This is a genomic window from Pseudomonas sp. R28(2017) (assembly GCF_002112505.1).
In the GTDB taxonomy this organism is placed as follows: Bacteria; Pseudomonadota; Gammaproteobacteria; order Pseudomonadales; family Pseudomonadaceae; genus Aquipseudomonas.
Genome location: NZ_NEHW01000002.1, coordinates 220,588 through 242,367, shown reverse-complemented (window position 1 = coordinate 242,367; position 21,780 = coordinate 220,588). Strand labels below are relative to the sequence as shown.

Here is a 21,780-nt window from a genome sequence, read left to right as displayed (position 1 = left end):
CCCACGCCTCCAATGGCCATGGGCCGGCAAAGCGATCGACATTCTGTTACGGTGTTCGGTAGCCGACAGCCGGCACCAGACGCATGCGGCATGCATGGAAGAACATCACAGGAGCCTTTCCATTGATGACTGCAGACAACGCGCTCGCCGCCGCCGTGGAGCGCTGCGCCGAGGAGCCGATCCAGATACCCGGCAGCATCCAGCCACACGGCTTCATGCTGGTGCTGGATGAACACGACCTGCGCATCCTGCAGGCCAGCGAGAACGTCGAACGCTGGCTGGGCGTACCCGCCACAGAGCTGATCGGCTGCACCTTCGCCGATGTGGTCAGCGAAAGCTTCGACCTGCGCGCCCAGCTCGAACGCCTGCCCAGTGACGAAGCCTTCCCGTTCCATATCGGTGACGTACGCCTGCGCCAGGGGGCGCCCTGCACGGGCACGCTGCGCCTGCTGACGCACCGCCACGACCAGGTGCTGATCGCCGAATTCGAGCCCTTCCGCCTGCCTGCGGACCTGGCCGAGCAGGGCGACTACTACCCGCTGGTGCGCGGCTTCGTCAGCAGCCTGCACAATGCCGACAGCCTTGAAGAGCTGTTGCAGCAGTGCGTGGTCCAGGTCAAGCGCATCACCGGCTTCGGCCGGGTCAAGGCCTACCGCTTCGACGCCGAAGGCAATGGCGAGGTGCTCGCCGAGCTGGCCGATGCCGGTTACCCGCGTTACCTGGGCCTGCGCTTTCCCGCTGCCGACATCCCGCGCCAGGCCCGCGACCTGTACCGCGTCAACCGCATCCGCGTGATCGAGGATGCCAATTACCAGCCGTCCCCCCTGCACCCAGCCGTCAATCCGCGCACGGGCAAGCCCCTGGACATGAGTTTCGTCGCCTTGCGCAGCGTGTCGCCGGTGCACCTGCAATACATGCGCAACATGGGCACCCTGGCGTCTATGTCGTTGTCGATCGTGGTCGATGGCCAGCTCTGGGGCCTGATTTCCTGCCACCACGCCCAGCCGCGCGCGGTCGAGTTCCGCACCCGCACGGCCTGCGAACTGCTGGCCAGCGTGCTGTCGCTGCAGATCGAGAGCCGCGAGTCGCACGCCAGGACCCGCCAGCTGCTCGACCTGCGCCAGCACATCGTGCGCATGATCTCCTCGATGGCCGACCACGACAGCGTCGGCGATGGCCTGCGCGATTTGCCCGAGGTGCTGCTGGCGTTCGCCGGGGCCAGCGGTGCAGCGGTCATCTCCGCCGAGCGCTGCGACCTGATCGGCCAGACCCCGCCTGTGGCGCAGGTCACGGCCCTGGTGCACTGGCTGGAGCAACGCGGCGAAGAGACGGTGTTCCACAGCGACAATCTGCGCCGTGACATCGATGAGCTGCCAGAGCTGGCGGCCCATGCCGGCGGCGTGCTGGCAGTGGCCATCTCGCAGATCCACTCGCACTACCTGCTGTGGTTCCGCCCCGAGCAAGTGCGCACGGTCGACTGGGCCGGGCGCCCCGACAAGCAGATCGGCGCCCACGGTGCGCTCGACCCTCGACACAGCTTTGATCGCTGGCAGGAACAGATCAGCGGCTACTGCAAACCGTGGGACCCGCTGCTCATCGAGGGTGTGTTCGAACTGCGCACGGCCGTGCTGGGTATCGTGCTGCGCAAGGCCGAGGAGCTGGCAGAGCTGGCCAACGAGCTGCGCCGCTCGAACAAGGAACTTGAAGCCTTTTCCTACAGTGTGTCCCACGACCTGCGTGCGCCCCTGCGGCACATCGCCGGCTACTCCGAGCTGCTTGGCGAAATCGAAGGGCACGGCCTGAGCGAGCGCGGCCGACGCTTCCTCCAGCACATCGAAGAGGCCGCAAGTTTCGCCGGTAGCCTGGTCGACAACCTGCTCAATTTCTCGCAGATGGGCCGCTCGGCGCTGCGCCTGTCGGATGTCGACCTCAACGCGTTGGTCGAGGCCATCCGCCAGGAACTGGCGCCCGACTACGAGGGCCGCGAAATCGTCTGGGACATCGCGCCGCTGCCGAAGGTGATCGCCGACCCGGCGTTCATCAACATGGCCTTGCACAACCTGATCGCCAATGCCATCAAATATACCCGTGGCCGTGAACCCGCCCACATCACGATCCGCGCCCACCAGCACCGGGGTGAGACCGAGGTGTACATCCGCGACAATGGTGTAGGCTTCGACATGGCCTACGCCAACAAGCTGTTCGGGGTGTTCCAGCGCCTGCACCGCATGGAAGAGTTCGAAGGCACCGGGATCGGCCTGGCCAGCGTGCGGCGGATCATCGAGCGCCATGACGGGCGCGTCTGGGCCGAAGGCCAGGTCGACCAGGGCGCCAGCTTCCACTTCACCCTGCCGCGTCACCCGACAACTACCTGAGGTACCCGTATCACCATGCTCAAGCCCATCCTGCTGGTCGAAGACAACCCCCGGGACCTGGAGTTGACGCTCCTGGCCCTGGAACGCAGCCAGTTGGCCAATGAAGTCATCGTATTGCGCGACGGCGCCGACGCCCTCGACTACCTGCTGCGCCGCAACGCTTACGCCGACCGCGACGATGGCAATCCTGCGGTCCTGTTACTGGATCTCAAGCTGCCCAAGGTCGACGGCCTGGAAGTGCTCAAGGAAGTACGCGCCACTGCAGAGCTGCGCAGCATCCCGACGGTGATGTTGACCTCTTCGCGTGAAGAGCCTGACCTGCTGCGCGCCTATGAACTGGGGGTCAATGCCTACGTGGTCAAGCCCGTGGAGTTCAAGGAGTTCGTCGCCGCAATTTCCGACCTGGGCGTGTTCTGGGCGGTGCTCAACGAGCCGCCACCCGGCTCGCTGCGCCTGAACCGGCGCGGTAGCAACTGAGGCCCGCGCAAAGATGTTGCCGACACCGCTCAAATTATTGATGGTCGAAGATAGCTCGATGGACGCCGAGCTGACCCTGATGTGCCTGGAGCGCAGCGGGTTGCAGGTGCAGTCGCAGCTGGTGTTCGACCACGTCGGGTTCGAGCACGCGCTGCACCAGGGCAGTTTCGACCTGATCCTGTGCGACTGCGTGCTGCCCGGCTCTTCCGGCACCGACGTGCTGGCCATCGCCCAGCGCCTGGCGCCCGACACGCCGTTCATCTTTCTCTCGGGCATCTATGGCGAAGAACATGCGGTAGAAATGATCCGCCTGGGCGCCACCGATTATGTGCTGAAGAAGAACCTGCCGCTGTTGCCCAAGGCCGTGCGCCGGGCCCTTACCGAAGTGCAGGAGCGCCAGCGCCGGCGCCGTGCGGAGGAAGCCCTGGCCGATGTCGAGGCACGCGCGCGCATTGCCATCGATGCCGCCGGCATGGGCACCTGGGATTTGCGCCCGCAACAGGGCGAGCTGATCTGGGACGACCGCTGCAAGGCCTTGTTCGGCCTGCCGGTCGAGACCGAGATGAACATGCAGGTGTTCTACGCCGGCATCTACCCCGAAGACCAGACCAAGGTACGCGAGGCCGTCGAGCACGCCATGCGCCCGGACAGCGACGGGCTGTACCGGGTCGAATTCCGCATCGCCCAGCCCAACGGCCTGGAACCGCGCTGGCTGCTCAGCAGCGGCCAGTGCCAGTTCGTCGACGGCCAGTGCACGCGGTTTTCCGGTGTGCTGCAGGACATCCATGCCCAGCGCCAGGCGACCCAGGCGCTCAGGCAGCTCAACGAGATGCTCGGCGAACGGGTCGAACGCCGTACCCGTGAGCGCGACCGTGCCTGGGAGTTGTCCCAGGACTTGCTCGCGGTGCTCAACAAGGACCTGACCCCGGTGGCCCTCAACCCGGCCTGGGAGGCCAGCCTGGGCTTTTCCCGCGAGCGCCTGAGCCAGACTTCGCTGCTGCATCTGCTACCCGAGGCGGATCAGGAAGCCCTGCTCACCGAGCTGGCCGCCCTCGCCCACGGCCGCACCAGTGCACGCTTCGTCGGCCGCATCCAGCACGCCAGCGGCCAGTTGCGCTGGTTGTCGTGGGTGGTGGTGCCGGAAGACACCTTGCTTTACGTGGTGGCGCGGGATATCACCAGCGAGCGGGAAACCGCCCTCGGCCTGGCCGAAGCCAATACCCGCCTGCGTGAGCAGATCACCGAGCGTGAACGCATCGAGGCGGCGCTGCAGCAGATGCAGCGGCTGGAGGCCGTCGGCCAGCTCACCGCCGGGGTCGCCCACGACTTCAACAATCTGCTCACGGTCATCCTCACCGGCGCCAGCTTCCTTGAGCGCGACCTGGCCAAGGGAGACCTGGACAAGGCCCGCAGCCGCCTGACGCACATCCGCGAAGCCGGTGAACGCGGCGCCAAGCTGACCTCGCAGCTGCTCGCCTTCTCCCGCCGCCAACGCCTGGAGCCGGTGCCGCTGAACCTCAACCGTACCCTCACCGGCCTGGAAGAACTGCTGCGCCGCACCCTTGGCGGCAACATCCTGGTGCGCCTGGACCTGGACCACAGCCTGTGGCAGGCGCTGACCGACCCGACCCAGACCGAGATGATCATCCTCAACCTGGCGATCAACGCCCGCGACGCCATGCCCGAAGGCGGCCAGCTGACCCTGTCGACCCGCAACACACGCATCAGGGCCCGCCCGCAGCGCCCGGAAGACCCCGAGCCCGGCGAGTACGTGATGCTGAGCATCCGCGACACCGGCTGCGGCATGAGTGAAGAGGTGCTGGCCAAGGTGTTCGAGCCGTTCTTCACCACCAAGGACATCGGCAAGGGCTCCGGCCTGGGCCTGGCCCAGGTGTTCGGCTTCGCCAAGCAGTCCGGTGGCGGTGTGCGCATCGACACCGAGCCAGGGCATGGCACCCAGGTGGCGGTGTACCTGCCGGCGGTGAAGCAGGAAGTCGCCGTCGACCCTGCCCAGCCGCCCGCCCCCCTGTCGATCGATGACAGTGGCCGGGACCGCACGGTATTGCTGGTGGATGACGATCATCTGGTGCGCGACATGCTCGGTGACGTACTGCGCCAATATGGCTACCAGGTGCGCCAGGCGCACAGCGGCGAGCAGGCGCTGGCACTGCTGGACGATGGTATCGACCTGCTGCTGACCGACTTTGCCATGCCGGAATTCAACGGCGCGCAGCTGGCATTGGCGGCACGCGAACGGCACCCGCGCTTGCCGGTGGTATTTCTGACCGGGTATGCGGAGCTGGAAGGGCTGGAATTGCCAGGGAGCCTGGTGATGCAGAAGCCGGTGCAGGCCGATGAGCTGGCCAGGGTGTTGAATGAACTGCTGCGGGTAGCTGGATAGATTTGCTTTACCTGCCCTGGCCTCTTCGCGGGTAAATCGGGTCGCCGAACCGCCGCTCCCACAGGTACTGCACTGCCCTCAAGGGCGGTGATTTCCCTGTGGGAGATCACCCAGCCCTTTGGGCTGCGCTGTCGCGCAGAGAACAAAGCCTCAGCATGCGCCGCTTTACCCTGTGGGAGCGGGCTTGCCCGCGAAGAGGCCAGCGCAGGAAACAGAAACGGCAAAATCCAGCGCCGACATTAATCTGCACTGAAAAAGGAATTTGGTATTTGAAGAGAGAAAATGGCAGGGGCGGCTGGATTCGAACCAACGCATGGCAGGATCAAAACCTGCTGCCTTACCGCTTGGCGACGCCCCTGTATCGGATGCAGCTGATGCTGCCCTGACAATTCCAACTAGGTGACAACTGGGTTGTTGTCTTGGAATGCGCGGCACTTTACCAACAAAGTTTCGGTCTGTGAACCCCCTACGTGAAAAAAAATGCTTTAAAACAGCAAGTTAGTGTTCCCTAGCCATTTTCATGGGCCATCAGGGCGACCACCCGTCGTTTTTCCACCGCTGCGCTTCAACACAATCGCATTCCTCCCTTCCAATCAGTTAAGCGAACTGCATTGACCAAGGAGGACCCCATGCCCGTTTCCCACGACCTCTACCAGGACCTGCACTACCCGCGCGAAATCGTTCAGCAGCGGCGCCAGCAGGACAAGACCCTCGACCGCCTGCTCGACGAGTACATGGACATCGACAACCAGGTGCTCGCCGCCGAATCGATTTCGGCAGGCAATTTCGAGGACGAGGACCTTCGCCACCTCAAGGAGCGCAGGTTGACGGTGAAGTACATGATCGAGCGTCAGCTGCAGCGCAAGGCCTGAGCTAACGCCCCAGCAGCGCCAGGGTGCGCACGTCCGGTTCAGCGCCGTAGAACTGCAGCAGGACAAGCTGGAACAGTGGATTGCCTGGCGCGGCCTGGCTGAACAGCGTCAGGCAAGAGCGCAGCTTGAGGTCGTCGGGGCTGCCGAGGATCTCGCGGGCACTCTTGTCACTGTGCTGCACGAGGGCGGTCACACAGGCTTCCAGCCTTGGCCCCAGCAATGGATGAGCAAGATAGGCGCGAGCCTCGTCGATGCCGGACAAGGCATAGCGCTCGGCCATGATGCTGTGGCCCAGGCCGTCAAGCTGCGGGAACACGTACCACATCCAGTGGCTGCGCTTGCGCCCGGCCTGCAGTTCCTGCATGACCTGGTCGTATACCCGGTCCTGTGCGTCGACGAAACGCTCGAGCTCGTAATCGGCAGGCATGCCCGCGCCTCCTCTGTCTGGTTTTCCCCTAGCCTACGCCTGTTCGCTCGACCTATCTCGCCAGCCGATCATTGCCCGGCACTTTATCTATTGGTCAAAATGGCCGCCCTCGGGCAAGCTGCATGCTGCCCTGCCTTTGCCCAAGGAGCTCAGCTTTTGTCTGCCTGGATCCCTTCCCCGCTGCGCCAGCTCGGCCAGCGCCTGCGCGGCGCGCCGCCCCACCAGAGCGAGCTGCTCAGCTGGTTCGAGGACAAGGCGCGCAGCCGCGGCTATCAGCTCAGTGAGGGCCAGCGCCGGGTCATCGACAGCATGGCCGCACAGCTTGCGCAACTGGAAGGTGGGCAGCCTCGCAGCCTCTACCTGTACGGCTCGGTCGGCCGCGGCAAAAGCTGGCTGCTGGATGGCTTTTTCCAGGCAGTACCCGTAGCAGCCAAGCGGCGCCTGCACTTCCACGACTTTTTCGCCCGCCTGCACCAGGGCATGCACCAGCACCGCCTGCTGGACGATGCGCTGGGCGCGACCCTCGACGAGCTGCTGGGCGACTGCCAGGTGCTGTGCTTCGACGAATTCCATGTGCATGACATCGGCGATGCGATGCTGCTGACCCGGCTGTTCAATGCCCTGTTCGCCCGCGGCATCTTCCTGCTGGTGACGTCCAACTACGCGCCAGAAGGGTTGCTGCCCAACCCGCTGTACCACGAACGTTTCCTGCCGGTGATCCGCCTGATCAACACTGCGATGGATGTGCTTGAAGTCGGCGGCGACACCGATTTTCGCAGCCTGCCGGCCAACCGCGAGCACCAGCGCTTTACCCAGGGGCACTATGTGTGGCCGGGCACTGCGGCGCAGCGCCAGGCGCTGAAGGTGCCGGATGAGCAGCCGGTGATGCTGGAGGTGAACAAACGCCCGCTGCGCGCCCTGGCCATCGATGGCCGGCAGGTACTGCTGGCCTTTGACGACCTTTGCGAGAAGGCCACGGCGGTGATCGACTACCTGGTACTGGCCGGGCAGTACGACGAGTGGATCATCGATGGGCTGGATGACCTGGCGGAATGCTCGCTGGCGGCGCAGCAGCGCTTCGTCAACCTGGTGGATGTGCTGTATGACCAGGATCGGCAAGTGACCGTGATCGGCAGGCGGCCGCTGGAAGAAAGCCTCGGCGGGCCGCTGGCCGACCTGATGCGTACCCGTAGCCGGTTGGGGCAGTTGCACCAGATCGGGCCTGATAACGCTATTGCCTGATCGGCCTCTTCGCGGCTAAAGCCGCTCCTGCAGGTACAGCGCTGCCCTTATAGGAGCGGCTTTAGCCGCGAAGAGGCCGGAACAGGTCAACCCATCAGCCAGCCCTGGGCAGGTCCGCCAGCACCGCCTCGATCTCCCCCAGCACCGCCGGGTCATCCAGGGTCGAAGGCGGCACATAAGCCTGCCCGTCGGCAATCTTGCGCAGCACCGCCCGCAGGATTTTCCCCGAGCGGGTCTTGGGCAAGCGCTTCACCAGGCGCACCCGGTTGAAGCATGCCAGCGCACCGATCGCCTCACGCACACTGCCCACCAGATCCACCAGCAACTGCGCCTCGGCAATGCCCTCACCATCCTTGAGCACCACCAGCGCCAACGGCACCTGGCCCTTGATCTCGTCATGCACACCAATCACCGCGCACTCGGCCACCGCCGGGTGGCGTGCGACCAGGTCTTCCATCTCGCCCGTGGACAGACGGTGCCCAGAGACGTTTATCACGTCATCGGTGCGGCCCATGATGTAGACAAAGCCCTCTTCGTCGAGGTAGCCGCCGTCACCGGTGTGGTAATAGCCCGGGTAAGTCTGCAGGTAGGCCTGCAGGTAGCGCTCATGGTCGCCCCACAAGGTCTGGCTGCAGCCTGGCGGCAGCGGCAGGGCGATGACAATGGCGCCTTGCTGGTCAGGGCCCAGCAGGTGCCCGTCGTCATCCAGCACGCGCACGTGGTAGCCCGGGACCGCGCGGTTGCTCGAACCTGGCCGCGCCGCGCTGCCGTCCAGGCCCACGCAGGGCGCCGTCACCGGCCAGCCGGTTTCGGTCTGCCACCAATGGTCGTGCACCGGTTTGCCTGTGACCCGCTCCAGCCACTGATGGGTGCTGGTATCGAGCTTTTCCCCGGCCAGGAACAGCTGGCGCAGCGAGCTCAGGTCATGCTTGCGGATCAGCTCACCCTCCGGGTCTTCCTTGCGAATTGCACGCATCGCAGTCGGCGCGCAGAACAACGCGTTGACCTTGTATTGTTCGACCACCCGCCAGTACGCCGAGGCGTCCGGCGTGCGGATCGGCTTGCCCTCATAGAACACCGTGGTGCAGCCGCTCATCAGCGGCCCGTAGACGATCAGCGAATGGCCCACGACCCAGCCGACATCGGAAATGCCCCACCATACATCGCCAGCCTGCATGCCATAGATGTGCCGCATCGCATAACAGAGTGCGACCGCGTTACCGCCGTTTTCGCGGACGATGCCCTTGGGTTTGCCGGTGGTACCAGAGGTGTACATGATGTACAGCGGGTCTGCGGCAGCCAGCGCCACGGGGGGGACCGGCTCGGCACTCGCCAGCGCCTCCTGCCAGTCCAGGTCGCGGCCAGGCTGCAACGCGGCGCGGGCCTGGGGCCGCTGCAGCACCAGCACATGACGCGGCTGGTGGCAGGCCAGTTGCAGGGCACGATCGACCAGCGGCTTGTACTCGATCACCCGGTCGAACTCCAGGCCGCAGGATGCCGTCAGCAGCAGCGTTGGCCGCGCATCGTCGATCCGCAGGGCCAGCTCATTGGCGGCAAAACCGCCGAACACCACCGAATGCACCGCACCGATCCGCGCACAGGCGAGCATGGCCATGGCTGCCTGGGGCACCATCGGCATGTAGATGATCACCCCATCCCCTTTGCCCACACCCAACTGGCGCAACAGCCCGGCCAGGCGCGCTACTTCGTCGCGCAGCTGGTCATAGGTGAACGCTTGCTGCACGCCGGTCACGGGCGAGTCGTAGAGCAACGCCGTCTGCTCGCCACGGCCCAGCTCGATTTGCCGATCAAGGGCCAGGTAGCAACTGTTCAGGCGGCCATCGGCAAACCACTGGTGGGTGCCGTCGGGGTTTTCCTGCAGGGTCAGGGAAGGTTTGCGGTACCAGGCCAAATGATCGGCCTGTTCGGCCCAGAAGGCGGCAGGGTCGGCAATGGAGTGGGCGTAGCTGTGCTGATAAGTCATGTCGAGGGCAACCCGGTACTTGTTGTTATTGAAGGGCGAATCTTGAGTATGGACCGACACGCCCGGCCCGCCATGGGACTAAAGTCACAACGCATATGCACATTTGCAGGGAGCGCTTATGCGCCCCAAAACAGTGCAAAGGTTTTAGAATAGGCGCCCCTTACCGCCACAGAGCAGCCCATGGATATCGATCAGGCCCGAACCTTTCTGGAAATCGTGCGTTGCGGCAGCCTGGTCGCCGCCGCCGAACGCCTGTTCGTGTCGCAGACGGCCATCACCGCCCGCGTGCAACGCCTGGAGCAACAGCTGGGCTGTCAGCTGTTCGTGCGCAGCCGCAACGGCGCCAGCCTGACCAGTGACGGCGAAGCCTTCGTCAGCTACGCCAACCAGCTGGTGCAGACCTGGGAAGCGGCACGCCGCGACCTGCCGCTGCCTGAAGGCTGCCAGCAGGTGCTGCACGTGGGCGCGGAAGTGAGCCTGGGTAACCCGATGCTGCTCGACTGGGTCGGCGCCCTGTACCGCGAGCTGCCCAGCCATGCCATCCGCAGCGAGGTGAGCGATGGCGAGTCGTTGCTGCGCAAGGTGGAGATGGGCCTGCTCGACGCCGCACTGGTGTACCAGCCAACCTACGGCCCAGGGCTGCAGGTGGAGCAGTTGATGGAAGAAAAGCTGATCCGCGTGCGCCGGGTCGAGCAGCCCGAGCCGTACATCTACATCGACTGGGGCGAAGCCTTCCGCCGCCAGCATGATGCCGCCCTGCCCGACTGCGCGCGCCCGGCGCTAAGCTTCAACCTCGGGCCATTGGCCCTGCAGTTCATCCTCGACCAGGGCGGTAGTGGGTACTTCCGAACCCGCGTGGTGCAGGCCTACCTGGAAAGCGGCGTGTTCGAGCGGGTGCCACAAGCGCCGGAATTCACCTACCCGACCTACCTGGTCTACCCGCGCAAGCGCGACAGCGACGCCCTGCAGCAGGCCATCGCGGTGCTGCGCCGGCTGGTGGCAGCTGGCGCCAGCGATTGGTCACAACGCTGGGACCCGGTTATCTGAAGCACGGCCGGCGGCGCTGAGCAACTGGCGCTTGAGCCCGGCGACCAGGTCGGTCTGGGTGACCACACCCACCAGCTGGTCACCGTCGAGTACCGGCAGGCAGTGCAGGCCCTGCTCGCACAGCAGCGGCAACAGGCGCTCCAGTGGATGCTGGCTGCTGACGCTGACCACTCGCCGGCTCATCACCTGCTCCATGCGCACCGCCTTGCGACCGAACAGGCCGCGCCAGCTGAACTGGCCGCGCTGCATGGCCGGGCCGACCAGGTCGCTGAGGCTGACCATACCCACCAGCTTGCCCTGCTGCAGCACCGGCAGGGTTTTCAGGTGGTGGCTGGCGAGCATTTTCCAGGCCTGCTCCAGGGTGGTCTGCGGCGAGGCGAACTGCACGTCACGGGACATCACCGCCCCGGCCGTGATGCCGCCGAGGCTGCGTTGCAGCGCATGCTGCTCGGTGGCAAGGATGATGCGTTCCAGCTCGTCACGGGTAACGTCGACAAACTCCCCCAACTCTTCCAGCGCCTGGTCCAGGTCGGCGCCACTGATGCCCACGCGCTCGCTGGGCAGCGGGTCGTGCGTGTGGTGCAGGTCCTTGCGCGGCACCGCGCCCTTCGGGTAGCGCACTCCGGTCAGGCGGTTGTAGATCACCGCCACGGCTACCAGGATCAGCGCATTGAGCAACACCGGCTCCAGCAGGTGGTCGCCCATGGCCGTCAGCCCCGGGTCGGCCAGCACCGCGCTCACCGCCACGCCGCCGCCCGGCGGGTGCAGGCAGCGCAGCAGGCACATCACCAGGATCGAGAGGCCCAGGGCGGCAGCGGCCACCCACAATTCGGCGCCCAAGCCCTGGCGCATGCCCAGGCCGACCGCACCGGCCAGCGCATAGCTGCCGAGCACTGGCCACGGCTGCGCCAACGGCCCGGAATGCACGGCAAACACCAGCACCGCCGTGGCGGCCAACGGGCCAAGCAGGTGCAAGGCAATGCCTGGGCCATAGGCCAGGCTGGTCAGCCAGCCGGCGAGCAACAAACCGAGCAACGCGCCGACACCGGCACGCAACCATTCTTTGGGGGGGATGTTCAGGGGCGCCGGCAACAGCCGCTGCAGACGACTTTCGGAACGCATGGCAGACATTTAGGTAATCAGGATCTGTGGTTTTTTTGATTAAAAAGAAAGCCCAGCCGAAGTGGCCTGGGCCTCGTATTGCGGATGCAATATCACAAGGGGCTCCGTCCATGGAGAGATGGAAACCGCAGGGTTTCGTGAGGGGGATTGTGCCGGCCGGCGGAAGATTGGGCTAATTCAAAAAAATGCGGCTGTACTGCAATTTTTTTGCAGTGCTGATCTGGTCGTTGGGGGCGCGAAGCGGCCCCGGCACTACCGAGCCTTACGCGGTAACTCGATGCTTACCCGCAATCCGCCCAGGGTGCTTTCAAGCAATGCCAGCTGCCCACCCCAAGCCTCGACGATATCGCGCACGATCCCCAGCCCCAGCCCATGCCCGTCGACCTGCTCGTCCAGCCGCGAGCCGCGCTCCAGCACCTGCAACCGCTGGCTTTCGGGAATCCCGGGGCCGTCATCATCGACCCACAACTGATAGCCCTCGGTGGTCGGTGCAATCCCCAGCTGCACTTCGCCGTCGGCCCACTTGCAGGCGTTGTCCAGCAGGTTGCCAAGCAGTTCAAGCACGTCTTCACGGTCCCACGGCAACAGCAGCCCCGGCGGCACATCGCGCTCGAGCCGCAGGCCTTCGCCATGGATCATGCCCAAGGTCGCGAGCAAGCCCGGCAGCTCGGCATCGCAATCGAACTGCGCCCCGGGCAAGGCATCGCCGGCCAGGCGCGCCCGGTTCAGCTCACGGGCCAGGCGCTGCTGGATCTGCTCGAGCTGTTCACGCAGTTGCGCCTGCACCTCTGGCAGGCCTTTCAAGCGCTCGCTGGACGCCAGGCTGAGCAGCACCGCCAGCGGGGTCTTCAGTGCATGGCCAAGGTTGCCCAGGGCATTGCGCGAGCGGCGCAGACTGTCTTCGGTGTGGCTGAGCAAGTGGTTGATCTGGCCCACCAGCGGCGCCAGCTCGCTGGGCACCTGGGCATCGAGCTGCGAGCGCTGGCCTTGCTGCAGCTGGGCGATCTGCTGGCGCGCGCGCTCCAGCGGGCGCAGCGAGCGGGTGACGGTGATGCGCTGCAGCACCAGCACGATCAGCAACGCCACCAGGCCCATGCCCAGGCCAAGCTGCTGCAGCCGACGAAAGCCCTCGCGCACCGGCGAGTAGTCCTGCGCCACGCTGATCGAGATGTTCTGGCCCAGGCGCCGGTAATCGGCGCGCAAGGCCAGCAGTTGCTGGCCTTCCGGGCCCAGCTCGTGGCTATCGGACAACCCCGGCTCGGCCGGCTTGGGCATGTCCAGGTCCCACAGCGAGCGCGAGCGCCAGGTGCCCTGGTCGAAATCGATACGGAAGTAGTAACCCGAAAACGGCCGCTGATAAGCCGCAGAAATGCGCCGCTCATCCAGCTGCAGGCCATTCGGCCCGCGCACCAACGCCACCAGCAGGTTCTCGCTCTCCTTGCGCAGGCCGTTTTCCAGGTAGCGCTGCAAACCCGCTTCGAACAACCACAGGGTCAACTGCGCGAGCACTACCCCGACCACCACCAGCACCGCGATCAGGCCCAGGCTCAGGCGCGCCTGGATCGACTTCATCCGCCGCTCCCGGCATAGATGTAGCCTTGCCCGCGACGGGTCTCGATGACGCTGCGCCCCAGCTTGCGCCGCAGGTGGTTGACGTGCACCTCCAGCACGTTGGAATCGCGCTCGGTCTCACCGTCGTACAGGTGCTCGGCCAGGTGGCTCTTGGACAGGATCTGCTGCGGGTGCAGCATGAAGTAGCGCAACAGGCGAAATTCCGCCGCCGTGAGCTGGATGTCGACGCCGTCGCGGCTCACGCACTGGCGGCTTTCATCCAAGTGCAGGCCCGCCGCTTCCAGGGTTGGCTGGTTGGCCAGGCCGCGGGCGCGGCGCAGCAGCGCCTGGATGCGCAGCTGCAGTTCCTCGGGGTGGAATGGCTTGCTCAGGTAATCGTCGGCCCCGGCTTTCAGGCCCTCGATGCGTTCCGCCCACGAACCCCGCGCGGTGAGGATCAGCACCGGCGTGACCAGGCCGCCGGCACGCCACTGCGCCAACACCTCCAGGCCCGGCAAGCCTGGCAGGCCGAGGTCGAGGATGATCAGGTCGTAAGGTTCGCTCTGGCCCTGGTACACCGCATCGCGGCCATCGGCCAGCCAGTCCACGGCATAGCCCTGGCGCTGCAGGCTTGTGGTCAGTTCGTCGGCCAGGGGCACGTTGTCTTCGACAAGCAGCAGGCGCATGTCAGTCGTCTTCCTCGTCTTTGAGCAGGGCACCGCTGCTGGCATCGAGCTTGATCTCGCGCACCACGCCCTCCTGGGTCAGCAGTTCGACTTCATATTCGTAACGGCCGTCGTCTTCTTCCAGCTCGGCCTCCAGCAGGCGCGCCCCGGGGTAACGCCCCAGGGCGGTTGCCAGCAGTTGCTCGAGCGGCAGGATGATGCCCTTCTGGCGCAGCTTCAGGGCTTCGTCCTGGTCCAGGTCGCGGGCAACGGCCAGGGAACACACGGCCAGCAACGACAGCGCCAGGTATCGCGCCGACCGGGGTAAGTGGATCATCAGCTGTCCCGCGCGTCCTTCAGCACTTCACCGGTCTTGGCATCCAGGTCGACATCCCACTCGACGTTCTGCGTGTCGCGCAGTTCGACCTTGTAGATGTAGCGGCCGTATTCGTCTTCCAGCTCCGAATCGGTGACGGTGGCGCCTGGGTGCTTGGCCACGGCGGCGGCCTTGAGTTCGTCCAGCGACTTGATGGTCTTGGCGTTGACCAGCTTGACCACTTCGTCAGGCTGGACGTCCTTGGCGAAGGCAGCATTGGCGCCCAGGGCAAGGGCGGCGGCGGTGAACAGGGCAGTCAAGGTTTTCATGGTGGCTCTCCTGAGCGACGTTCAAGTTGTCTACGGGGTTAAGACTAACCAGCGGTCCTTAATTCAACCTGAAAACAGCTGGCGCCATGATAGCGCAGCTGTAGCGGTATCAAGCCCCTATAATGACCGCCTTGTTACCCGTGAGATCCGTCATGAGCGCCATTCACATCAAATTCCCTGCACTCACCTTCAAGGCTGGCCAGCGCGCACTGCAGCAGATTCGCGAACGTGGCCTGCAGGCGGCCGATGTGGGCGTGTTGCCAGGGGCGGCCGGCGGGCCCAAGCCGCTGGGCATCCAGGGCCTGGACCTGGCGTTGTTTGGCGAATGGCTGCCCTCGGCAGCGCGGCAACGCGCACTGATCGGCGCCTCGATCGGCTCGTGGCGCTTCGCCAGTGCCTGCCTCGACGACCCGGTTGCCGGCATCCGTCGCCTGGGCGAGCTGTACACCGAGCAGGACTTCGCCAAGGGCGTTACCCCCGCCGAGATCAGCCGCAGCTGCCAGCGCATGCTCGACGACCTGCTGCAGGGCCGCGACGGGCAGATCCTCGCCAACCCGCACTATCGCCTGAACATCCTGGTGGTGAAGAGCCACGGCCAGCTGGCCCACGACCACCGTGGCCGCCTGGGCGTGGGCCTGGGCTCGGTGATCGCCAGCAACCTGCTGGGGCGCTCGCGCCTGGCCCGGCACTTCGAACGGGTCATCCTGCATGATGCGCGCAGCGTGCCGCCGCTCGATGCGCTGACCGACTTCCCCTCGCGCTGCCTGCCACTGAACCTGGCCAACCTGCGCCAGGCCCTGCTCGCCTCGGGCTCGATCCCGATGGTGATGGAAGGTGTGCGTGACATTCCCGGCGCTGGCGCCGGCACCTACCGCGACGGCGGCCTGCTCGACTACCACCTCGACCTGCCCTACCGCGGTGACGACCTGGTGCTGTACCCGCATTTCACCGACAAGGTGGTGCCCGGCTGGTTCGACAAGGCCCTGCCCTGGCGCAAGGGCGATGCCACGCGCCTGCAGAACGTGCTGCTGATGACCCCGTCGCCGCAATACCTGGCCGCCCTGCCCTACGGCAAGCTGCCCGACCGCAACGACTTCAAGCGCTTCATGGGCGATGCGCCGAGCCGCAAGCGTTACTGGTACAAGGCGATCGCCGAAAGCCAGCGTTTGGGCGACGAGTTGCTGGAACTGATCGCCACCGGGCGGTTGCACGAACGCCTGCAAGCCTTGTAGCGGCCATGCTGGTAGACTGCGCGCATTATTGATTCACACAGAGTTATGACAGCGTGGAAATCTTCAAGGAATTCACTTTCGAATCGGCCCACCGCCTGCCCCACGTCCCTGAAGGGCACAAATGTGGCCGCCTGCATGGCCACTCGTTCAAGGTCGGCCTGCACCTGACCGGCCCGCTCGACCCGCATACCGGCTGGATTCGTGACTTCGCCGAGGTCAAGGCGATCTTCAAGCCGATCTACGAGCAACTGGACCACAACTACCTGAACGACATCCCGGGCCTGGAAAACCCCACCAGCGAAGTGATCGCCAAGTGGATCTGGGACCAAGTCAAGCCGTTGATGCCGGAGCTGTCGAAAGTGCGCATCCACGAAACCTGCACCAGCGGTTGCGAATACACCGGCGACTGATTCGCCGTTGCGGGCAGGGCCTCAGCCCTGCCCGTCGCCCACCGCATCGCGCAGGAAGCTCGGCGCGATATAGCGCTGGTAATGGGCTTCCGAAAGCAGGAAGAACTCGCGATCGATGGCATCGCGCAGTTGCGGCAGTTCCCAGTCGCGAAACTCTGGCAGCAGGACCATGCCGTAGGCCTCAAGATCGCGGATCATCCGCGCCCCGCGCGCGATCAACTGATACGCCCAGCAATATTCCGACTGCTGCTCGACGAAGCGGATCGAACGCTGCTGCAACTGCTGGCGCAGCAAGCCTTTGTCGAACACTTCCAGCTTGGCCATCATCACCTGCACCAGCAGCTGTTCCAGGCGCAGCCAGACGGCGCGCTTCTGCTCGTCGTCGTACCCGTTCCAGTTGATCACTTCGTGGTGGAAACGCTTGCAGCCACGGCACACCGTGTCTCCATACACCGTGGAGCAAAGGCCGACGCAAGGGGTCTTGATGGACTGGTTGGACATGGAAAAACAACGGCTTGGCGGTGGAACACGGGCCCATGTTAGCCCTTTGTCTAACCACGGTCACTCGTTAAAGTCATGATCGCCGCCTTACCTTCCGCGACAATTTGCCGTAGAATCATCCCGCCTTTTCAAGGCAACCATGTCCGTTGGAAGCTGTTTTCAAAGCGTCACGAGCACAGTTCATCCGGTAGAACGGCGTTGGCCCGGGCCATGCACCCCTCGCATGCCCGCGCCAGCCCTCATCAGCTCCCGTTCTGCAGGCGTAAAACTTTGAAAGCAGCTTCTGTAAGGATTCTTTGCGACTCTGGCTGGGCGGCCCACAAAGCCGTGGCAGCGCATGGGTGCATCGAATGCTGGATGAGCGTCCCGGACTCCCTTTAGGGACCACTGATGAGGGTAATAACTGTGCTTGAAGCCTACCGCAAACACATCGAAGAGCGTGCCGCCCTGGGTATCGTGCCCCAGCCGCTGAACGCCGAACAAACTGCAGGCCTGGTCGAGCTGCTGAAAAACCCGCCAGCCGGCGAAGAAGCCTTCCTCGTAGACCTGATCACCAACCGCGTTCCGCCAGGGGTCGACGAAGCTGCCTACGTCAAGGCCGCTTTCCTCTCCGCCGTGGCCAAGGGCGAAGCCAAGTCGCCACTGATCGACCGCAAGCACGCTGCTGAACTGCTGGGCACCATGCAGGGCGGCTACAACATCGAAACGCTGGTCGCGCTGCTCGACGACGCCGAACTGGGCGCCGTCGCGGCCGAACAGCTCAAGCACACCCTGCTGATGTTCGATGCCTTCCACGACGTGGCCGAAAAGGCCAAGGCCGGCAACGTTCACGCCAAGGCCGTGCTGGACTCCTGGGCTGCCGGCGAGTGGTTCACCTCGCGTCCGGCCATCGCCGACAAGTACACCCTGACCGTGTTCAAGGTGCCTGGCGAAACCAACACCGACGACCTGTCCCCTGCTCCGGACGCCTGGTCGCGCCCTGACATCCCGCTGCACGCCCTGGCCATGCTGAAAATGGCCCGTGACGGCATCGAGCCGCAGCAGCCTGGTTCGGTCGGCCCGCTGGCACAGATCGAAGCGGTCAAGGCCAAGGGCTTCCCGGTTGCCTACGTCGGTGACGTGGTCGGTACCGGTTCCTCGCGTAAATCCGCCACCAACTCGGTGCTGTGGTTCTTCGGCGACGACATCCCGTACGTGCCGAACAAGCGCGCCGGTGGTTTCTGCTTCGGCACCAAGATCGCCCCGATCTTCTACAACACCATGGAAGACGCCGGCGCCCTGCCGATCGAATTCGACTGCACCAACCTGGCCATGGGCGACGTCATCGACGTCTACCCGTTCAAAGGTGAAGTGCGCCGTCACGGCAGCGACGAGCTGGTCACCGAGTTCGCGCTGAAAACCGAAGTGCTGCTGGACGAAGTCCGCGCTGGCGGCCGTATCCCGCTGATCGTCGGCCGTGGCCTGACCGAAAAAGCCCGCGCCGAGCTGGGCCTGGGTGCCTCCGACCTGTTCAAGAAGCCAGAGCAGCCTGCCGACTCCGGCAAGGGCTTCACCCTGGCCCAGAAGATGGTCGGCCGTGCCTGCGGCCTGCCAGAAGGCCAGGGCGTGCGCCCAGGTGCCTACTGCGAGCCGAAGATGACCACCGTCGGTTCCCAGGACACCACTGGCCCGATGACCCGCGACGAGCTGAAAGACCTGGCGTGCCTGGGCTTCTCCGCTGACCTGGTGATGCAGTCGTTCTGCCACACCGCGGCCTATCCGAAGCCGATCGACGTCACCACCCACCACACCCTGCCAGACTTCATCCGCACCCGTGGCGGCGTGTCGCTGCGCCCGGGCGACGGCATCATCCACAGCTGGCTGAACCGCATGCTGATGCCTGACACCGTGGGTACCGGTGGCGACTCGCACACCCGCTTCCCGATCGGCATCTCGTTCCCGGCCGGTTCCGGCCTGGTGGCCTTTGCCGCCGCCACCGGCGTCATGCCGCTGGACATGCCAGAGTCGATCCTGGTGCGCTTCAAGGGCAAGCTGCAACCTGGCATCACCCTGCGTGACCTGGTTCATGCCATCCCTTACTACGCCATCCAGAAGGGCCTGCTGACCGTCGAGAAGAAAGGCAAGAAAAACGCCTTCTCCGGCCGCATCCTGGAAATCGAAGGCCTGAACGACCTGACCGTCGAGCAAGCCTTCGAGCTGTCCGACGCCTCGGCCGAGCGTTCCGCTGCAGGCTGCACCATCAAGCTGCCGGAAAAGGCCATCGCCGAGTACCTGCAGTCCAACATCACCCTGCTGCGCTGGATGATCGGCGAAGGCTACGGCGATGCCCGCACCCTGGAGCGCCGCGCCCAGGCCATGGAAGCCTGGCTGGCCAAGCCTGAGCTGCTGTCGGCCGACGCCGATGCCGAATACGCCGAAATCATCGAAATCGACCTGGCCGACGTCAAGGAGCCTGTGCTCTGCGCGCCGAACGACCCGGACGATGCCCGCCTGCTGTCTTCGGTACAGGGCGAGAAGATCGACGAAGTGTTCATCGGTTCGTGCATGACCAACATCGGTCACTTCCGTGCTGCCGGCAAGCTGCTGGACAAGGTCAAGGGCGGTATCCCGACCCGTCTGTGGCTGGCCCCGCCAACCAAGATGGACGCCCACCAGCTGACCGAAGAAGGCTACTACGGCATCTACGGCAAGGCCGGCGCGCGCATGGAAATGCCAGGCTGCTCGCTGTGCATGGGTAACCAGGCACGTGTGCAGACCGGTTCGACCGTGGTCTCCACTTCGACCCGTAACTTCCCGAACCGTCTGGGCGACGCTACCAACGTGTACCTGGCCTCGGCCGAACTGGCTGCGGTCGCTTCGATCATCGGCAAGCTGCCGACCGTCGAAGAGTACATGCAGTACGCCAAGGACATCGACAGCATGGCTGCCGACGTCTACCGCTACCTGAGCTTCGACCAGATCGCCGAGTTCCGCGAAGCGGCTGCCAACGCCAAGATCCCGGTGGTTCAGGCGTAAGCTGAGTTACATGCAGTAAAAGAAAGCCCCGGCAGCGATGCCGGGGCTTTTTGTTTCCGCCTGTGCCGGCCTCTTCGCGGGCAAGCCCGCTCCCACAGGAGCCCCACAGTTTTCAAGATTTGTGGAGGACCTGTGGGAGCGGGCTTGCCCGCGAAGAGGCCGGCACAGGCAACCTCAAATCACGAATAGATCCACAAACCTGTGCACCGCCATCTGCTCCAGCCTTTGCTGATCCTTGCACAGCTCGATGATCTGCTCACAACGCTGGCGCACAAAGCGCGTCGCCAGGTTCTCCCGGAACTTGGCCTCCAGCAACGGTATCCCCTCCTCGCGCCGCCGCCGATGGCCGACCGGGTACTCCACCAGCACCTGCTCGGTGCTGCTGCCATCCTTGAAGAACACTTGCACGGCATTGGCAATCGAACGCTTGTCTGCCTCCAGGTACTCGCGGCTGAAGCGTGGGTCTTCGACCACCTCCATCTTCTCGCGCAGGCGATCGATGCTCGGATGATTGGCGTGGAAGGCATCTTCATAATGCTCGGCCACCAGGTGGCCGAAGATCAGCGGCACCGCCACCATGTACTGCAGGCAGTGGTCGCGGTCGGCGGCGTTGGCCAGCGGGCCTTGCTTGGAAATGATGCGGATCGCCGACTCCTGGGTGGTGATGACGATGCGGTCGATCTCATGCAGGCGGTTACGCACCAGCGGGTGCAGGGTCACCGCCGCTTCGCAGGCCGTCTGGGCGTGGAACTCGGCGGGGAAGCTGACCTTGAACAGCACGTTCTCCATCACATAACTGGCCAAGGGTTGCGGCAGGCGCAGCGCATACTGGCCGGCCGGCTTTACCGCCAGGTCCTTGTTGGTATGGCTGAACGAGACGTCATGGAACCCCCACTGCGGCGCCGTCAGCACCCCTGGCACGCCCATTTCGCCACGCAGCGCGATATCCGCCAGGCGCACGCCACGGCTGGAGGCATCGCCGGCTGCCCAGGACTTGCGCGAACCGGCATTGGGCGCATGGCGGTAAGTGCGCAGTGCCTGACCATCGACGAAGGCATGGGACAGGGCCGAGAGCATCTGCTCGCGATTGGCCCCCATCAGCCGGGCGCACACGGCGGTCGAGGCCACCTTGACCAGTATCACGTGATCGAGGCCGACGCGATTGAACGAGTTTTCCAGTGCCAGCACGCCCTGGATCTCGTGGGCCATGACCATGGCCTCGAGCACGTCGCGCATCAGCAACGGTGCTTCGCCGCTGGCCACACGCTTCTGTGACAGGTGATCGGCAACCGCCAGGATGCCGCCAAGGTTGTCCGAAGGATGTGCCCACTCGGCGGCCAGCCAGGTGTCGTTGTAGTCCAGCCAGCGCACGGTGCAGCCGATGTCCCAGGCCGCCTTGACCGGGTCGAGGCGGTAGGCGGTACCGGGGACGCGCGCGCCATTGGGCACCACGGTGCCTTCCACCAGCGGGCCGAGGAGCTTGGTGCATTCGGGGAATCGCAAGGCCAGCAGGCCACAACCGAGGGTGTCCATCAGGCAGTTGCGCGCGGTGTCCAGGGCTTCAGGGGATTCGACCCGGTAGCCGAGGGCATAGTCGGCGAGGGTTTGCAGGACCCGGTCGTAGTCCGGGCGGTCGTTCAGGTCCACATTGGCGCTCATAGCCAGCTCCTGTGAAGTTGGGGCTGCTTTGCAGCCCTTCGCGGGCTCGCCCGCTCCCACAGGGACATCACAGTTTTTGAATGCTGTGAAGTACCTGTGGGAGCGGGCGAGCCCGCGAAGGGCCGCAAAGCGGCCCTACTCATCCCAAGCCGAGC

At 64.8% G+C, this 21,780-nt stretch carries 18 protein-coding genes and 1 tRNA gene; 9 read left to right on the top strand and 10 right to left on the bottom strand.

The features are described 5' to 3' along the window. Window positions 1-125 precede the first annotated feature (125 nt). From CAF78_RS03890 to CAF78_RS03880, 3 genes are read left to right on the top strand one after another with little or no spacing between them, the layout of a single operon-like run. Window positions 126-2,375: an ATP-binding protein gene (locus tag CAF78_RS03890; protein ID WP_085674576.1), complete on the top strand. Its 2,250-nt coding sequence runs from the start codon at window positions 126-128 to the stop codon at window positions 2,373-2,375. A gap of 15 nt (window positions 2,376-2,390) precedes the next feature. Beyond that, complete coding sequence (locus tag CAF78_RS03885) at window positions 2,391-2,852, top strand: response regulator (protein ID WP_085674579.1); 462 nt, start codon at window positions 2,391-2,393, stop codon at window positions 2,850-2,852. A gap of 13 nt (window positions 2,853-2,865) precedes the next feature. Beyond that, window positions 2,866-5,253: a response regulator gene (locus tag CAF78_RS03880; protein WP_085674582.1), complete on the top strand. Its 2,388-nt coding sequence runs from the start codon at window positions 2,866-2,868 to the stop codon at window positions 5,251-5,253. A gap of 283 nt (window positions 5,254-5,536) precedes the next feature. On the opposite strand, the gene CAF78_RS03875 is transcribed toward CAF78_RS03880, so the two are convergent. Then, window positions 5,537-5,611 (bottom strand) — tRNA-Gln (locus tag CAF78_RS03875). A gap of 271 nt (window positions 5,612-5,882) precedes the next feature. Here CAF78_RS03875 and CAF78_RS03870 point away from each other — a divergent pair. After that, on the top strand, window positions 5,883-6,125 hold the full coding sequence (locus CAF78_RS03870; RefSeq protein ID WP_085674586.1) for a hypothetical protein: 243 nt from the start codon (window positions 5,883-5,885) through the stop codon (window positions 6,123-6,125). A 1-nt stretch (window position 6,126) separates the two neighbouring features. Here the strand turns inward: CAF78_RS03870 and CAF78_RS03865 are convergent, their stop codons facing one another. Further along, complete coding sequence (locus CAF78_RS03865) at window positions 6,127-6,552, bottom strand: DUF1810 domain-containing protein (protein ID WP_085674589.1); 426 nt, start codon at window positions 6,550-6,552, stop codon at window positions 6,127-6,129. 156 nt (window positions 6,553-6,708) lie between these two features. Here CAF78_RS03865 and zapE point away from each other — a divergent pair, with 156 nt between their 5' ends. Continuing rightward, window positions 6,709-7,794, top strand: a complete 1,086-nt coding sequence (zapE, locus tag CAF78_RS03860) for a cell division protein ZapE (protein WP_085674592.1) — start codon at window positions 6,709-6,711, stop codon at window positions 7,792-7,794. Between the two features lie 94 nt (window positions 7,795-7,888). On the opposite strand, the gene CAF78_RS03855 is transcribed toward zapE, so the two are convergent. Then, window positions 7,889-9,778, bottom strand: a complete 1,890-nt coding sequence (locus CAF78_RS03855; protein ID WP_085674927.1) for a propionyl-CoA synthetase — start codon at window positions 9,776-9,778, stop codon at window positions 7,889-7,891. A gap of 180 nt (window positions 9,779-9,958) precedes the next feature. Between CAF78_RS03855 and CAF78_RS03850 the strand changes: the two genes are divergently transcribed. Continuing rightward, the gene (locus CAF78_RS03850) at window positions 9,959-10,825 is read left to right on the top strand and encodes a LysR family transcriptional regulator (RefSeq protein ID WP_085674595.1); all 867 of its coding nucleotides are present in this window, start codon (window positions 9,959-9,961) and stop codon (window positions 10,823-10,825) included. On the opposite strand, the gene CAF78_RS03845 is transcribed toward CAF78_RS03850, so the two are convergent. The 5 genes from CAF78_RS03845 to CAF78_RS03825 form a co-directional block, all read right to left on the bottom strand. Continuing rightward, window positions 10,799-11,956, bottom strand: coding sequence for an HPP family protein (locus tag CAF78_RS03845; protein ID WP_085674599.1), 1,158 nt, complete (start codon window positions 11,954-11,956; stop codon window positions 10,799-10,801). The two genes, CAF78_RS03850 and CAF78_RS03845, sit on opposite strands and share 27 nt — an antisense overlap. A gap of 243 nt (window positions 11,957-12,199) precedes the next feature. Further along, window positions 12,200-13,519, bottom strand: a complete 1,320-nt coding sequence (locus CAF78_RS03840) for a sensor histidine kinase (RefSeq protein ID WP_085674602.1) — start codon at window positions 13,517-13,519, stop codon at window positions 12,200-12,202. Then, window positions 13,516-14,184 carry a response regulator transcription factor gene (locus CAF78_RS03835; RefSeq protein WP_085674605.1) on the bottom strand — a complete coding sequence of 223 codons (669 nt, stop codon included), beginning with the start codon at window positions 14,182-14,184 and terminating at the stop codon, window positions 13,516-13,518. Before CAF78_RS03835 ends, CAF78_RS03840 begins: the two co-directional genes overlap by 4 nt. Before the next feature lies 1 nt (window position 14,185). Next, window positions 14,186-14,500 (bottom strand): PepSY domain-containing protein, encoded by a 315-nt coding sequence (locus tag CAF78_RS03830; RefSeq protein ID WP_085674609.1) that lies wholly within the window; start codon window positions 14,498-14,500, stop codon window positions 14,186-14,188. Continuing rightward, a complete protein-coding gene (locus CAF78_RS03825; protein WP_085674612.1) occupies window positions 14,500-14,808 on the bottom strand; it encodes a PepSY domain-containing protein in 309 nt (102 codons plus the stop codon). Before CAF78_RS03825 ends, CAF78_RS03830 begins: the two co-directional genes overlap by 1 nt. A 152-nt stretch (window positions 14,809-14,960) precedes the next feature. Between CAF78_RS03825 and CAF78_RS03820 the strand changes: the two genes are divergently transcribed. Both CAF78_RS03820 and queD read left to right on the top strand, forming a co-directional pair. Continuing rightward, window positions 14,961-16,040 carry a patatin-like phospholipase family protein gene (locus CAF78_RS03820; RefSeq protein WP_085674615.1) on the top strand — a complete coding sequence of 360 codons (1,080 nt, stop codon included), beginning with the start codon at window positions 14,961-14,963 and terminating at the stop codon, window positions 16,038-16,040. Window positions 16,041-16,093: 53 nt separating this feature from the next. Continuing rightward, window positions 16,094-16,450: a 6-carboxytetrahydropterin synthase QueD gene (gene queD, locus CAF78_RS03815; RefSeq protein WP_012271598.1), complete on the top strand. Its 357-nt coding sequence runs from the start codon at window positions 16,094-16,096 to the stop codon at window positions 16,448-16,450. 21 nt (window positions 16,451-16,471) lie between these two features. Here queD and CAF78_RS03810 read toward each other — a convergent pair whose 3' ends face one another. Then, window positions 16,472-16,951: a DUF1289 domain-containing protein gene (locus tag CAF78_RS03810; RefSeq protein WP_085674618.1), complete on the bottom strand. Its 480-nt coding sequence runs from the start codon at window positions 16,949-16,951 to the stop codon at window positions 16,472-16,474. A 405-nt stretch (window positions 16,952-17,356) separates the two neighbouring features. On the opposite strand from CAF78_RS03810, the gene acnB reads away from it, so the two are divergent. Then, entirely contained in the window at window positions 17,357-19,966 is a 2,610-nt protein-coding gene (acnB, locus tag CAF78_RS03805; RefSeq protein WP_085674621.1) for a bifunctional aconitate hydratase 2/2-methylisocitrate dehydratase, read from the top strand. A gap of 174 nt (window positions 19,967-20,140) precedes the next feature. Here the strand turns inward: acnB and prpD are convergent, their stop codons facing one another. Further along, on the bottom strand, window positions 20,141-21,625 hold the full coding sequence (gene prpD / locus CAF78_RS03800) for a 2-methylcitrate dehydratase (protein ID WP_085674624.1): 1,485 nt from the start codon (window positions 21,623-21,625) through the stop codon (window positions 20,141-20,143). Between the last annotated feature and the right edge of the window lie 155 nt (window positions 21,626-21,780).